11 protein-coding genes and 1 tRNA gene are annotated in these 12,006 nt (G+C 63.4%); 9 read left to right on the top strand and 3 right to left on the bottom strand.

Annotated elements, in window-relative coordinates; all coding sequences use genetic code 11:
- Positions 1-19 precede the first annotated feature (19 nt).
- Positions 20-1,264, top strand: a complete 1,245-nt coding sequence (locus Q1V43_RS09900) for a cation:proton antiporter (RefSeq protein WP_300517173.1) — start codon at positions 20-22, stop codon at positions 1,262-1,264.
- Between the two features lie 52 nt (positions 1,265-1,316).
- Positions 1,317-2,129: a division plane positioning ATPase MipZ gene (locus Q1V43_RS09895; RefSeq protein ID WP_300517171.1), complete on the top strand. Its 813-nt coding sequence runs from the start codon at positions 1,317-1,319 to the stop codon at positions 2,127-2,129.
- A gap of 418 nt (positions 2,130-2,547) precedes the next feature.
- Here Q1V43_RS09895 and Q1V43_RS09890 read toward each other — a convergent pair.
- A tRNA-Leu gene (locus Q1V43_RS09890) sits at positions 2,548-2,634 on the bottom strand.
- A 182-nt stretch (positions 2,635-2,816) separates the two neighbouring features.
- Between Q1V43_RS09890 and lipB the strand changes: the two genes are divergently transcribed.
- From lipB to Q1V43_RS09865, 5 genes are all read left to right on the top strand, one after another.
- A complete protein-coding gene (gene lipB / locus Q1V43_RS09885) occupies positions 2,817-3,476 on the top strand; it encodes a lipoyl(octanoyl) transferase LipB (protein WP_300517169.1) in 660 nt (219 codons plus the stop codon).
- Between the two features lie 103 nt (positions 3,477-3,579).
- On the top strand, positions 3,580-4,089 hold the full coding sequence (locus Q1V43_RS09880; RefSeq protein ID WP_300517166.1) for a plastocyanin/azurin family copper-binding protein: 510 nt from the start codon (positions 3,580-3,582) through the stop codon (positions 4,087-4,089).
- Positions 4,090-4,184: 95 nt separating this feature from the next.
- The gene (locus Q1V43_RS09875; protein WP_300517165.1) at positions 4,185-4,649 is read left to right on the top strand and encodes a c-type cytochrome; all 465 of its coding nucleotides are present in this window, start codon (positions 4,185-4,187) and stop codon (positions 4,647-4,649) included.
- Positions 4,650-4,977: 328 nt separating this feature from the next.
- Positions 4,978-6,651, top strand: a complete 1,674-nt coding sequence (locus Q1V43_RS09870) for a cytochrome c oxidase subunit 1 (protein WP_300517163.1) — start codon at positions 4,978-4,980, stop codon at positions 6,649-6,651.
- Between the two features lie 129 nt (positions 6,652-6,780).
- Positions 6,781-7,323, top strand: a complete 543-nt coding sequence (locus Q1V43_RS09865) for a DUF2244 domain-containing protein (RefSeq protein WP_300517159.1) — start codon at positions 6,781-6,783, stop codon at positions 7,321-7,323.
- Positions 7,324-7,408: 85 nt separating this feature from the next.
- Here the strand turns inward: Q1V43_RS09865 and Q1V43_RS09860 are convergent, their stop codons facing one another.
- A complete protein-coding gene (locus Q1V43_RS09860) occupies positions 7,409-7,870 on the bottom strand; it encodes a GatB/YqeY domain-containing protein (protein WP_300517156.1) in 462 nt (153 codons plus the stop codon).
- A 193-nt stretch (positions 7,871-8,063) separates the two neighbouring features.
- Here Q1V43_RS09860 and carA point away from each other — a divergent pair, with 193 nt between their 5' ends.
- Together carA and Q1V43_RS09850 are read left to right on the top strand one after the other, a co-directional pair.
- Positions 8,064-9,236, top strand: a complete 1,173-nt coding sequence (gene carA, locus Q1V43_RS09855; RefSeq protein ID WP_300517154.1) for a glutamine-hydrolyzing carbamoyl-phosphate synthase small subunit — start codon at positions 8,064-8,066, stop codon at positions 9,234-9,236.
- A gap of 132 nt (positions 9,237-9,368) precedes the next feature.
- Complete coding sequence (locus Q1V43_RS09850; RefSeq protein WP_300517151.1) at positions 9,369-11,321, top strand: glycosyltransferase family 2 protein; 1,953 nt, start codon at positions 9,369-9,371, stop codon at positions 11,319-11,321.
- Here Q1V43_RS09850 and Q1V43_RS09845 read toward each other — a convergent pair.
- The gene (locus Q1V43_RS09845) at positions 11,287-11,937 is read right to left on the bottom strand and encodes a GntR family transcriptional regulator (protein ID WP_300517148.1); all 651 of its coding nucleotides are present in this window, start codon (positions 11,935-11,937) and stop codon (positions 11,287-11,289) included. The genes Q1V43_RS09850 and Q1V43_RS09845 overlap by 35 nt on opposite strands.
- Positions 11,938-12,006 lie beyond the last annotated feature (69 nt).

Raw genomic sequence — 12,006 nt, 5'->3', positions numbered from 1 at the left:
CAGGATAGGGGCCATGCGCATGATGGGTATTTTCAGATTGCCTCTTTCCACCGAACCCGACCGGCGCCATTCTGCCACCATGGACAACGCCGCGATATTCCTGACCTTTGGCGCCCTGTTCATGGGCGGACTTGCCGCGGACCTGCTGGGCCGCCGCCTGCGCCTTCCGCGCGTGACGCTGCTTCTGGCCCTGGGCATCCTGGCCGGCCGTTCCGGGCTGGACCTGTTGCCAATTGAATTTGCCGAATGGTTTTCATTTCTCACGGTTGCGGCCCTGTCGATGGTGGCGTTTCTGCTGGGCGGAGGTCTGACCCTGACCAAGCTGCGCCACATCGGCGGCGAAGTGCTGTGGGTTTCGCTGTCCATCGTCGGCGTGACGGTCGCGCTGGTGGCGTTCGGGCTGATCGTTTTGGGGGCGGCGCCGGCATTGGCCCTGATCTTCGGCGCACTGGCCTGTGCCACCGATCCTGCCGCCACACAGGATGCAATCCGGCAATCGGGCTCGAGCCATCCTTTCGCCGACAAGCTGTCTGCAATTGTCGCGATGGACGACGCCTGGGGCCTCATCGTCTTCGCGCTTGTGGTGGCCATGGCAAAGGGGCTGGACGGCAGTTTCGACCCCGGCCTTCTGATGGAGGCCACCCGTGAGATTGGCGGCGCCGTTGCGTTGGGGCTCGTGATCGGGTTGGCGCTTGCGCCGCTCACCGGCCGGCTGAAACCGGGCGAACCGCTGCAGGCCGAGGCCCTGGGCATCGTGTTTCTGAGCGCCGGCGCGGCCCTGTGGCTCGACGTCTCCTACCTGATCGCGTCCATGGTTGTCGGCCTGGTCATCACCAATCGCGCGCGCCACCACACCCGCGCCTTCCACGAGATCGAGCATATCCAATGGCCCATCATGATCCTGTTCTTCGTCCTTGCGGGCGCTGCGTTGGATCTGCGCAGCCTGGCCGCCATCGGTGCCCTGGGCGCGGGATTTGCAGTCCTGCGGGTGCTGGCGCGCGCCCTTGGCGGATGGGTTGGGGCGACCCTGGCGCGCAGCCCGGCACCCGAACGCCGCTGGTTCGGCCCCGCGCTTTTGCCACAAGCCGGGGTGGCCGTCGGCATGGCCCTTGTCGCGGCCACCGAATTCCCCGACCATGGCGACACGATCCTGACCCTCACCATCGGCGCCACCGTATTATTCGAACTGATCGGTCCGGCCGCCACGCTCTTTTCAATCCGGCGCGTCGATCCCTCTTCCAACCGGTCCGAGGGGGACTTATAGTTCGCCAACCCCCGCGCAAAGACGGGGGTCTGGGTAACGAAGGGACATTACCGTGGCGCATATTATCGTCGTAGGGAACGAAAAGGGCGGAGCAGGCAAATCCACCGTCTCCATGCATGTGGCCACAGCGCTTTCGCGCATGGGCCATTCGGTCGGCGTACTGGACCTGGACCTGCGCCAGAAGACCTTTGGACGCTTCATCCAGAATCGCCGCAAGACCCTGGAAGGTGTCGGCCTGGACCTGCCCACACCAGACTATCGCGATCTGCCCGACGTGGACCGGTCAGCCCTGAAACCGGGAGAAAACCCCTATGACCGCCGCCTGTCCATGGCCGTTGCCGGGTTGGAGCCCGACGCGGATTTCATCGTCATCGACTGCCCCGGCTCCCACACCCGCCTCAGCCAGGTCGCCCATTCGCTGGCCGACACGCTGATCACGCCGCTGAACGACAGTTTCGTAGATTTCGATCTGCTGGCCCATGTGGACCCGGACAGCGGCAAGATCACCCGCCCGTCGGTCTATTCCGAAATGGTCTGGAACGCCCGCCAGCTGCGTGCGCAAGCCGGGTTGAAACCGATCGACTGGGTGGTGGTGCGCAACCGTCTGGGCGCCCAGATGATGCACAACAAGAAAAAGATGGGTGACGCGCTCGACAGCCTGTCCACGCGCATCGGTTTTCGCGTCGCCCCGGGCTTCAACGAGCGCGTCATCTTTCGCGAACTCTTCCCGCGCGGCTTGACGCTTCTGGACCTGCGGGACGTAGGGGTGCGGGGGCAGATGAACATCTCGAACGTCGCCGCCCGTCAGGAGCTGCGCGACCTGATGAAAGCGCTGAACCTGCCGGGAGTCGAGGTGCGGATCTGAGGGGTTCCCCGCGCAACGTCTGATTTGGCAACAGGCCGCGCCCCTGCCAGGCTCTATGTCGATTTCGGCTTCTTCCCGGCCGGGACCACCTGCCCGGTCCATGGCACCAGTGGCAAGGTGCGCATGAAGGAGCGTCGCACGGAGACGGACTTCAAGTTTGGCGGCGACACCGGGCAAGCCGCATTCCGTTGCCAACACCCTGATGGGCGACGTTTCTCGGTGGCCATCGCCCCGTTCCTGCCCGGGGCCGAGGCCCCACCGGTGCCGATCCGGATCAACCAGGACAACCCCGCGCATGTCTTCCGGTTTCAGGACGGGCTGCGCAAACAGGTGTACCCGGGCATTCTGTACCGGGAACAGGCGCATCACCCAACCCTGCCCTTGTCGGCAGCTTTCTTCTCGAAACCACTGGGGAGCATGGTGCGGTCGGCGGGACTCGAACCCGCACGAGTGTTACCTCACAGCGACCTCAACGCTGCGCGTCTACCAATTCCGCCACGACCGCATGTCAGGCTAGGTGCGCGGTGTGTATCCGAGCCCTGCGGGCTTGTGAAGAGGAAAACGACGCAGCACCCGAGCAAATCGCATGCCACTTGCATCGCACCGGAATGCACCGGCCAGTCCCGGCCAGTCCCGGCTGGCCACCCCCCCCTTGTCCAACGGCAAGCCAGCGGTTAAGTCCCCCCCATGGTGACATGGGAAACAACCGACGGGCTCGTGCCCTATGAAGACGCCGTGGCCCGCATGGAGGCCCATGCGGACGCTATGGCCCGTGGCGAGGCCGGGGAACTGATCTGGCTGCTGGAACACCCGCCGCTCTACACCGCGGGCACCTCCGCCGATCCCGCAGATCTGGTCGATCCCGACCGCTTTCCGGTCCACCCGTCGAAACGCGGAGGCCAATACACCTATCACGGCCCCGGCCAGCGGGTGGTCTATGTCATGCTGGACGTCGGCAAGCGCGGCCATGACGTGCGCCGCTTTGTCCAGCAGTTGGAGGAATGGGTGATTTCCGCCCTGGCCGAGTTCAATGTCACCGGCGAGATTCGCGAAGGCCGCGTCGGCGTCTGGGTCACGCGCAATGACAAGCCGCTGACCGTCACCGGCCAATCGCCCGAGGACAAGATCGCCGCCATCGGCATCCGCCTGCGCAAATGGATCAGTTTCCACGGCATTTCGATCAATGTGGAACCGGACCTGGATCACTTCTCGGGCATCGTACCCTGCGGAATATCGGAACATGGGGTGACAAGCCTGGTCGATCTCGGCCTGCCGGTCACGATGGGGGATGTGGATGTGGCGTTGAAACGCAGCTTCGAACAGGTGTTTGACGACACGATTGCGTGATCCGCCCCCTTCTCTCCGACGCACCACCGCCGTCCTCCGGCAGGTTGTAATTCCCCTGCCTGTCTCTAGGTAGGGGACGACACAATCATAACAGGAGCCCCGGATGAACCAGACTCGTCGTGCCCACATGAAGATGCTTGGTGCCGGTCTTGGCATGACCATCCTGCCCGCCCCCCTGCGTGCCTCCGGGGACATGGCTCCCGTAACCCCGGTGATACATGTTGTGGAAATGCGCAACAGGCATCCCGAGAACGGCGGAATGCGAAATGTCTTCGTGCCTGACCTCTTACGCGTAAAGCCCGGGGATACAATAAGATTTGTCACTGTCGACAAGGGGCACAACACGGTCTCGGACGACCGGATGATCCCGGAAGGCGGCCAGAGCTGGGACGGCAGGATCGCGCAGGACGTCGAGGTCACTCTGACCACCGAGGGCGCCTATGGCTACTACTGCGCGCCGCATCGCAGCCTGGGCATGGTCGGGTTGATTCTGGTCGGGGATGTGTCAGGTAATTACCGGGCGGTGAAAGAGCAGCGCCAGAGAGGCAAGGCCAGGGAAGTTTATGCCGACATATTCAAACGCGCCGATGCGCTGTTGGCCGCCGACGCGTAACAAACCGTGGCAATCTGCCACAGACGGACGCTTTCAAATCGGCTTGTTTCATCCTAAATAGGGCCGAGCAAAGAATGTCACCCAGCGAGGATCATATGAAAATCATTCTGTCTACCGCCGCCACCGTTCTTGCCCTGTCGGGCGTCGCCTTCGCCGAAGGCGATATCGAAAAGGGCGAGAAAGTCTTCAAGAAGTGCAAGGCCTGCCATGCCGTCGTCAACGCCGAAGGCGAGGCGCTGATGAAGGGCGGCAAGACCGGCCCGAACCTTTACGGCATCATCGGCCGCACCGCCGGCACCGCCGAAGATTTCGGCAAATACAGTGACTCGCTGGTCGCCGCCGGCGAAGGCGGGCTGGTCTGGACCGAAGAACTGCTGGCCACCTTCACGATGGACCCAAAGGCCTTCCTGGCCGAGCAGCTGGGCGGTTCCGCCAAGTCGAACATGACCTTCAAACTGCGCAAGGACGAAGAGGCCGCCAATGTCGCCGCTTTCCTCGCTAGCCTCGCGCCGGCGCCGGAAATGACCGAAGGCGAAGAAGAGGGCGACGGCGACAGCTAAGACGCCGCTGCACCTGCCGCGGCCCTGCGCCGCCACAACCGGAATACCCCGCCCCTGTAGCCGCAGCGGGCGGGTTCTTCGTACCGACCGACGTGCCGCGATTCGCCACTGTCCCGCGCCATGTGAGCGCCACCAGCACTCCGCCGCCGCGGGGTGCACCGCCATCGCAGGCAGCAGAGCCGCAACGAGGCCCACTTTTTTGCCTCAGCCACTCTGCGACCAGTTGCCCTGCGACAATTCGCCCCTTAAAAACATTCCAAGCTCTTGATGGGCGCGGGGGGGCTTCCCGTGCCCGGATTCAAGGAAATACCCAGAGGGAGGCACATACATGGCGGACGCAGCCATTCACGGCCATGACCACGAAGATACCCGCGGGTTCTTCACCCGGTGGTTCATGTCCACCAACCACAAGGACATCGGTCTTCTGTACCTGATCGTGGCCGGCATCACCGGCTTCATCTCGGTCAGCTTCACAGTCTACATGCGAATGGAGCTGATGGAACCGGGTGTCCAGTACATGTGTCTCGAAGGCGCGCGATTCATCGCGGACGCTTCGGCCGATTGCACGCCGAACGGGCACCTCTGGAACGTGATGATCACCTATCACGGCGTGTTGATGATGTTCTTCGTCGTCATCCCGGCCCTGTTCGGTGGTTTCGGCAACTATTTCATGCCCTTGCAGATCGGCGCGCCGGACATGGCATTCCCGCGCATGAACAACCTGTCCTTCTGGATGTACGTGGCCGGTGTCGCCCTGGGCGTTGCCTCGCTGTTGTCGCCGGGTGGCAATGACCAGTTGGGCTCGGGCGTGGGCTGGGTGCTCTACCCGCCGCTCTCGACCACCGAGGCGGGCACTTCGATGGACCTGGCGATCTTCGCCGTGCACGTCTCGGGCGCCTCGTCGATCCTGGGCGCGATCAACATGATCACCACCTTCCTGAACATGCGTGCCCCGGGCATGACCCTGTTCAAGGTGCCGCTGTTCGCCTGGTCGATTTTCGTCACCGCCTGGCTGATCCTTCTGTCGCTGCCGGTGCTCGCCGGCGCGATCACCATGCTGCTGATGGACCGCAACTTCGGCACGACCTTCTTCGATCCCGCCGGTGGCGGTGATCCGATCCTGTACCAGCACATCCTGTGGTTCTTCGGCCACCCGGAAGTCTACATCGTGATCCTGCCCGGTTTCGGCCTGGTCAGCCACGTGTTCGCCACTTTCTCGCGCAAGCCCGTGTTCGGCTATCTGCCGATGGTCTGGGCGCTGATCGCGATCGGTTTCCTGGGCTTCGTCGTCTGGGCGCACCACATGTACACCGTGGGCATGAGCCTGCAGCAGCAGAGCTACTTCATGCTGGCCACGATGGTCATCGCGGTGCCCACAGGCGTCAAGATCTTCAGCTGGATCGCCACGATGTGGGGTGGTTCCCTGGAATTCAAGACGCCGATGCTGTTCGCCCTGGGCTTCCTGATCCTCTTTACCATCGGCGGCGTGACCGGCGTGGTGCTGAGCCAGGCGGGCGTGGACCGCGTCTATCACGACAACTACTATGTCGTGGCGCATTTCCACTACACCATGTCGATGGGCGCGGCCTTCTGCATCTTTGCCGGGATCTACTTTTACTTCGCGAAGATGACCGGTCGTCAGTACCCCGAGTTCCTGGGCAAGATCCACTTCTGGATGTTCTTCATCGGCGTGAACCTGACCTTCTTCCCGCAGCACTTCCTGGGCCGCCAGGGCATGCCGCGCCGCTACATCGACTACCCGGAGGCCTTCGCCTACTGGAACAAGATCAGCTCGATCGGCGCCATGATTTCCTTCGCTTCGTTCCTTCTGTTCATCGGCATCGTGGCCTACAGCCTGCTGGCCGGCCGTCGTGAAACCCGCGCGAACTACTGGAACGAATACGCGGATACGCTGGAGTGGACCCTGCCCAGCCCGCCGCCGGAACACACGTTCGAAATCCTGCCCAAGCAGGAAGACTGGGACAAGGGCCACACGCACTAAGGCCTGACTGACAAAGGGGCCCGGGCGGAAACGCCCGGGCCCTTTTCCTTCCGACTGACAGTGTTCCCTGGACGGGCTTTGCCGCCCCAATCCTGACCCGAGTGGCAATTTCCCCCCGAGACGCAGCCGATGCCCACCGAATGGACCACCCGCCTGACCGATCCCCCTTCGGCCCCCACCCCGCCGAGCCACGCCGCAGGCGATCCACCCATGGCCGAACTTCACGCCTGGCCGTTCCGCTCCCTGCCCCGGCGCGGATTCGTCGGCTTCATAGGAATGGCCTTCCTGTTCCTGCTGATCCCGCTCTTCCCGCTGATCGGCACGGTGGTCCTCTGGGGGGTACTCCCTTTCACGCTCGCCGCGCTCGGGGCACTCTGGTTCTTTATCGAAAAAAGCTACAAGGACGCCGAGATCCTCGAAGAACTGCGCTTCTGGCCCGATCATGTCGAACTTATACGCAACGGACCCAAGCGCGGACGGCAGGGCTGGCAGGCGAACCCCTATTGGGTCACGGTCGAGATGCACCAGACTGGTGGGCCGGTTCCGAATTACATCACCCTTACCGGCAACGGGCGCACGGTTGAACTGGGCGCTTTCCTCTCGGAAGAGGAACGTCCGGCATTATTCGACGAAGTGCAGGCGACCCTGACCCTGGTAAAAAGCCGGAAATAGGGTGTTGCGCCCAAGCGGGGCCCGGCCGGCGTTTGCAATCAGGCGTACCGAAGGCACTTCGCCTGGAAACCCAACAAAGGCGGGCTCAGCCCAGCTTGGCCTTCACCATCGGGCCGACCTTGCCGAAATCCATCTGACCGGTGTATTTGCCCTTCAGCACGCCCATGACCTTGCCCATGTCGCGAATGCTTTCCGCGCCCACCTCGGCGATCGCGGCCTCGACCGCCCTGGCGGTTTCGGCTGCGGACAGCTGACGCGGCAGAAACTCTTCGATCACCGAGATTTCCGCCAATTCCTTCTCGGCCAGTTCCAACCGGCCGCCTTCCTCATAGGCGCGGGCCGATTCCTGGCGCTGCTTGACCATCTTGCCCAGAATGCCCAGCACATCGGCATCAGTGACCTCGGCGTCCTCCTCGCCCTTGCCGCGCAGGTCGATATCCATGTCCTTGATCGCGGCATTGATCAGACGAAGGGTCGAAAGACGCTCGGCGTCTTTCGCTTTCATCGCGGTTTTCAGGGCGTCCATCACCCGGCTGCGCATGTCCATTGGTCTCGTGCATCCCCGTGCTTGTCCGAAGTTTCGAACTTAACCAAACACCCTCGTGCAATCAACCAAGCAGATATGACTCTAACTCTTTGTTTTCAAGGGAAATGTGAAATTTATCTGCGAATCCACACCCCCTTGACCCGAACTGCCCACCCCCTTAGGTTCCCGCCAGTTTGACCACGGGGAGTCGATCATGTCAGCCGCCACCGCCACTCAGCCAGAAACCGCCAAACCGACCGCCTGCCTCGTGCTGGCAGATGGGACGATCTTCTACGGCCAGGGCTTCGGCGCCACCGGCACCACCACTGCGGAACTGTGTTTCAACACCGCGATGACCGGCTACCAGGAAATCATGACGGATCCCTCCTACGCGGGCCAGGTCGTGACCTTTACCTTCCCGCATATCGGCAATGTCGGCGTGAACCCCGAAGATGACGAGACCGGCGACCCGGTTGCCGCGGGCATGGTAGTGAAATGGGATCCGACCGAGCCCTCGAACTGGCGTTCGGTCTCGGAGCTGACCGACTGGCTGGCCAAGCGTGGCCGCATCGGCATCGGCGGCGTCGATACCCGCCGCCTCACCCGCGCAATCCGCCAGCAGGGCGCGCCCCATGTCGCCATCGCCCATGATCCAGAGGGCAATTTCGATATCGAGGACCTGCTGGCCCAGGCCCGTGCCTTCCCCGGCCTCGAAGGGCTGGACCTGGCCAAGGAAGTAACCTGTGCGCAAAGCTACAAGTGGGACGAGATGCGTTGGGCCTGGCCGGACGGGTTCCCGAAGCAGGACAATGCACGGCACAAGGTGGTGGCGCTGGATTTCGGCGCCAAACGGAACATCCTGCGCTGCCTGGCCTCCGCCGGTTGTGACGTGACCGTGCTGCCCGCCACCGCCACAGCCGAAGAGGTTCTGGCCCACAAACCCGATGGTGTTTTTCTGTCGAACGGCCCGGGCGACCCGGCCGCAACCGGCGACTATGCCGTGCCGATGATCAAGACCATCCTGGAGACCACCGACCTGCCGGTCTTCGGCATCTGCCTGGGCCACCAGATGCTTGCGCTGGCGCTCGGCGCCAAGACGATCAAGATGAACCACGGCCACCACGGCGCCAACCACCCGGTAAAGGATCGCGATACCGGCAAGGTCGAGATCACGTCGATGAACCACGGTTTTGCAGTGGATGCTCAGACCCTGCCCGAGGGCGTGGTGGAAAGCCACGTGTCGCTGTTCGACGGCTCCAACTGCGGCATTCGCATGCAGGACCGTCCGGTCTTTTCCGTGCAGTATCACCCCGAAGCCAGCCCCGGTCCGATGGACAGCTATTACCTGTTCGAACGGTTCGCCGAAGCGATGGACGCGCGCGGCTGAGCCATTTCGAAACCGGGGTCCAGGCCCCGGTTTTATCGTGAAACCACCTGTATGAAGACGAGGTTAACGTACTGTTAACCTTCATTGCGGCAATGTCGTTGCAGTATCCACGCCCCGACCGGCAGAACCGCAATGACCGTCCATCAGATGAAGCTCACCAATACGCAGTCTGCGGAGCTCCGCGGGGGGAAGACGCGTGCGCCGCTCGGGCAGCTCCTGCGCCAGATGGGCGCCCTTTCGGACGATGATCTGGCCACCGCCGTCGCGCTACAACACCGCGAAGAGGCACGCTTCGGCGACATACTATTGGCCAACGGTCTCGTCAGCCGCGCGGACCTCTACGCCGCGCTGGCGCTGCAATATGACACTTCGATCGCCGACCTGCGATCCGAACCACCAGATGTTCGCCTGATCGACCGGCTTGGCGCGGAGTTCTGCATCCGAAATGCCGTTCTGCCCTGGAAACGGGTTGGCGGGGCGACGGTCGTGATCTGCTCCCGCCCTGACACGTTCGAGGCGCTCAGGGCACAGATGCCCGAGGCATTCGGCCGCCTGCACCTGGCCATTGCGCCGGAGGAGGACATCCAGGCCGCCCTGATCGCCCTTCGCCACCGATCGCTCGCCAATCGCGCCGAGACCCGGGTGTCGGATCATGAAAGCTGCCGCGCCTGGGACCGGGGGCCGGTCGGGCGGCTGGCCGTGGGGCTGCTCCTGTGTGTCATCACCCTGTTCTTCGCCATGCCCGTGGCAGGCTTTGCCCTGCTCACGGCCTGGGCTGTCCTGACCCTGGTCCTGAACGCCGCCATCCGCGCCACCGCCGCCGTCTACTACCTCCAGGAACGGCGCCGGGCCAACAGGGGTAAGACGGCGGCCGTGCACGACATTCGCCCCAGGCGCGGGCTGCGCAAACTGCCCACCGTGTCGATCATGGTGCCCCTGTTTCACGAAACCGAAATCGCCGGCCGGTTGGTCAAACGCCTCTCGGCCATCTCCTATCCACGCGAATTGCTGGATATTTGCCTGGTGGTCGAAGAGGACGACACCCTGACCCAGGCGACCATTGCGCAATCGGACGTGCCGCGCTGGATGCGCCAGATCACCGTGCCGCGCGGGGCGGTCAAGACCAAACCGCGGGCCTTGAACTTTGCCCTGGACTTCTGTCGCGGCTCGATCATCGGGGTCTATGATGCCGAAGACGCCCCGGATCCGGACCAGATCCACAAGATTGCCAAACGCTTTGCCGAGGCCGGACCGGAGGTCGCCTGCCTGCAGGGCGTGCTCGATTTCTACAATGCGCGTACCAATTGGCTCAGTCGCTGTTTCACCGTCGAATACGCCACCTGGTTCCGCATCGTTCTTCCGGGGCTGGAAAAGATGGGCTTTGCCGTGCCCCTGGGCGGCACCACGCTGTTTTTCCGCCGCGAGGCGCTTGAGGCATTGGGCGGTTGGGATGCCCATAACGTGACCGAGGACGCCGATCTGGGCATTCGCCTTGCCCGCCACGGCTACACGACCGAGCTGATCCACACCGTCACCCAGGAAGAAGCCAACTGCCGCCTCTGGCCCTGGGTCAAGCAGCGGTCTCGCTGGATCAAGGGCTATGCCATGACCTGGGGCGTGGCGATGCGCGACCCGGCGGCCTTGCTGCGCGAGTTGGGATGGTGGAAGTTTATCGGGGTACAGATTCTATTCGCAGGAACGCTCAGCCAGTTTGTGCTGGCCCCGGTCCTCTGGACTTTCTGGGCCCTGCCTCTGGGCCTGCCCCACCCGCTGGTCGGCGTCATGCCGATGTCGATGTTCCTTGGACTGGGCGTGGTTTTTCTGGCATCGGAGCTTCTGAACATCGCCGTGGGGGTAATGGCCGTGTCAGGCGAACGCCACCGCTGGCTGCGGCTCTGGGTGCCGACGCTGCACTTCTATTACCCGCTCGCCTCGCTGGCAGCATTGAAGGGGCTGGGGGAAATCCTGCACAAACCGTTCTACTGGGACAAGACGGTGCACGGAATCTTCGACACCCACGACGACATGACCGCGAATGGGGAAGAGCCGCTCAGCGCGGATCCGAACCCGCCGCATCGAGCTTGAGGCGGGTCTCGAACGCGTGCGAGATATGCGCCCGCAGGGCAGTCCCTGCAGCGTCCCCGTCCCGGGCCTCGATCGCCCGCACGATCGCCTCATGTTCCCCCACCGCGTTTTCGGCCCGCCCTTCGGCGGCCAGCGATGTGGTGGCCAGCAGCGCCATGGTCCGGTGCACCATGTCCAACTGCTGCACCAGGTAGCGGTTGTGCGAGGCCAGATGCAGCTGCTTGTGAAACCGCCGGTTGGTGCGCGCAAGCTCCTCGGGGTTGTCGAGCCGCTTCTTGTCCTCGTCCACCATGTCACGCAGCACCTTGATTTCCTCGGGCGCGGCATGTTGCGCCGCCAGCCGCGCGGCCAGGGCCTCAAGCTCTGCCCGCACCGCGTAAAGCTCGGCCAGCTGGTTGTGGTTCAGCGAGGCCACGATCAGCGACCGCCCGTCCCGCGCCAGCAGCCGTTGGGTCTCCAGCCGCTGCAAGGCCTCCCGAATGGGAGTGCGCGACACGCCGAACCGGTCTGCCAGTTCGCTTTCCACCAGCCGGTCGCCGGGGCGATAGACGCCCACATCGATGGCATCCAGGATCAGTTCATAGGCGTCTTTCTGGCCCGTCTTCGTCTCGTTCACGGCTGTCTCCTTCGGTCGGCAATGACTATGCACCCTTGTGCCCGAACATCAAGCGCGGACCATTGCAAA

This window comes from Aliiroseovarius sp., from assembly GCF_030148435.1.
GTDB lineage: Bacteria > Pseudomonadota > Alphaproteobacteria > Rhodobacterales > Rhodobacteraceae > JASBTN01.
The sequence above is the reverse complement of the archived record's forward strand: the minus strand, read 5'-3'. Positions and strand labels throughout refer to the sequence as shown.

What these genes read in the sequence shown, in the direction of transcription:
- Q1V43_RS09900 (WP_300517173.1), top strand. Translation starts at nt 20, where the DNA reads ATGATGGGTATTTTCAGATTGCCTCTTTCCACCGAACCCGACCGGCGC.
- lipB (WP_300517169.1), top strand. Translation starts at nt 2,817, where the DNA reads ATGGTGACATGGGAAACAACCGACGGGCTCGTGCCCTATGAAGACGCC.
- Q1V43_RS09880 (WP_300517166.1), top strand. Translation starts at nt 3,580, where the DNA reads ATGAACCAGACTCGTCGTGCCCACATGAAGATGCTTGGTGCCGGTCTT.
- Q1V43_RS09875 (WP_300517165.1), top strand. Translation starts at nt 4,185, where the DNA reads ATGAAAATCATTCTGTCTACCGCCGCCACCGTTCTTGCCCTGTCGGGC.
- Q1V43_RS09870 (WP_300517163.1), top strand. Translation starts at nt 4,978, where the DNA reads ATGGCGGACGCAGCCATTCACGGCCATGACCACGAAGATACCCGCGGG.
- Q1V43_RS09865 (WP_300517159.1), top strand. Translation starts at nt 6,781, where the DNA reads ATGCCCACCGAATGGACCACCCGCCTGACCGATCCCCCTTCGGCCCCC.
- Q1V43_RS09860 (WP_300517156.1), bottom strand. Translation starts at nt 7,870, where the DNA reads ATGGACATGCGCAGCCGGGTGATGGACGCCCTGAAAACCGCGATGAAA.
- carA (WP_300517154.1), top strand. Translation starts at nt 8,064, where the DNA reads ATGTCAGCCGCCACCGCCACTCAGCCAGAAACCGCCAAACCGACCGCC.
- Q1V43_RS09850 (WP_300517151.1), top strand. Translation starts at nt 9,369, where the DNA reads ATGACCGTCCATCAGATGAAGCTCACCAATACGCAGTCTGCGGAGCTC.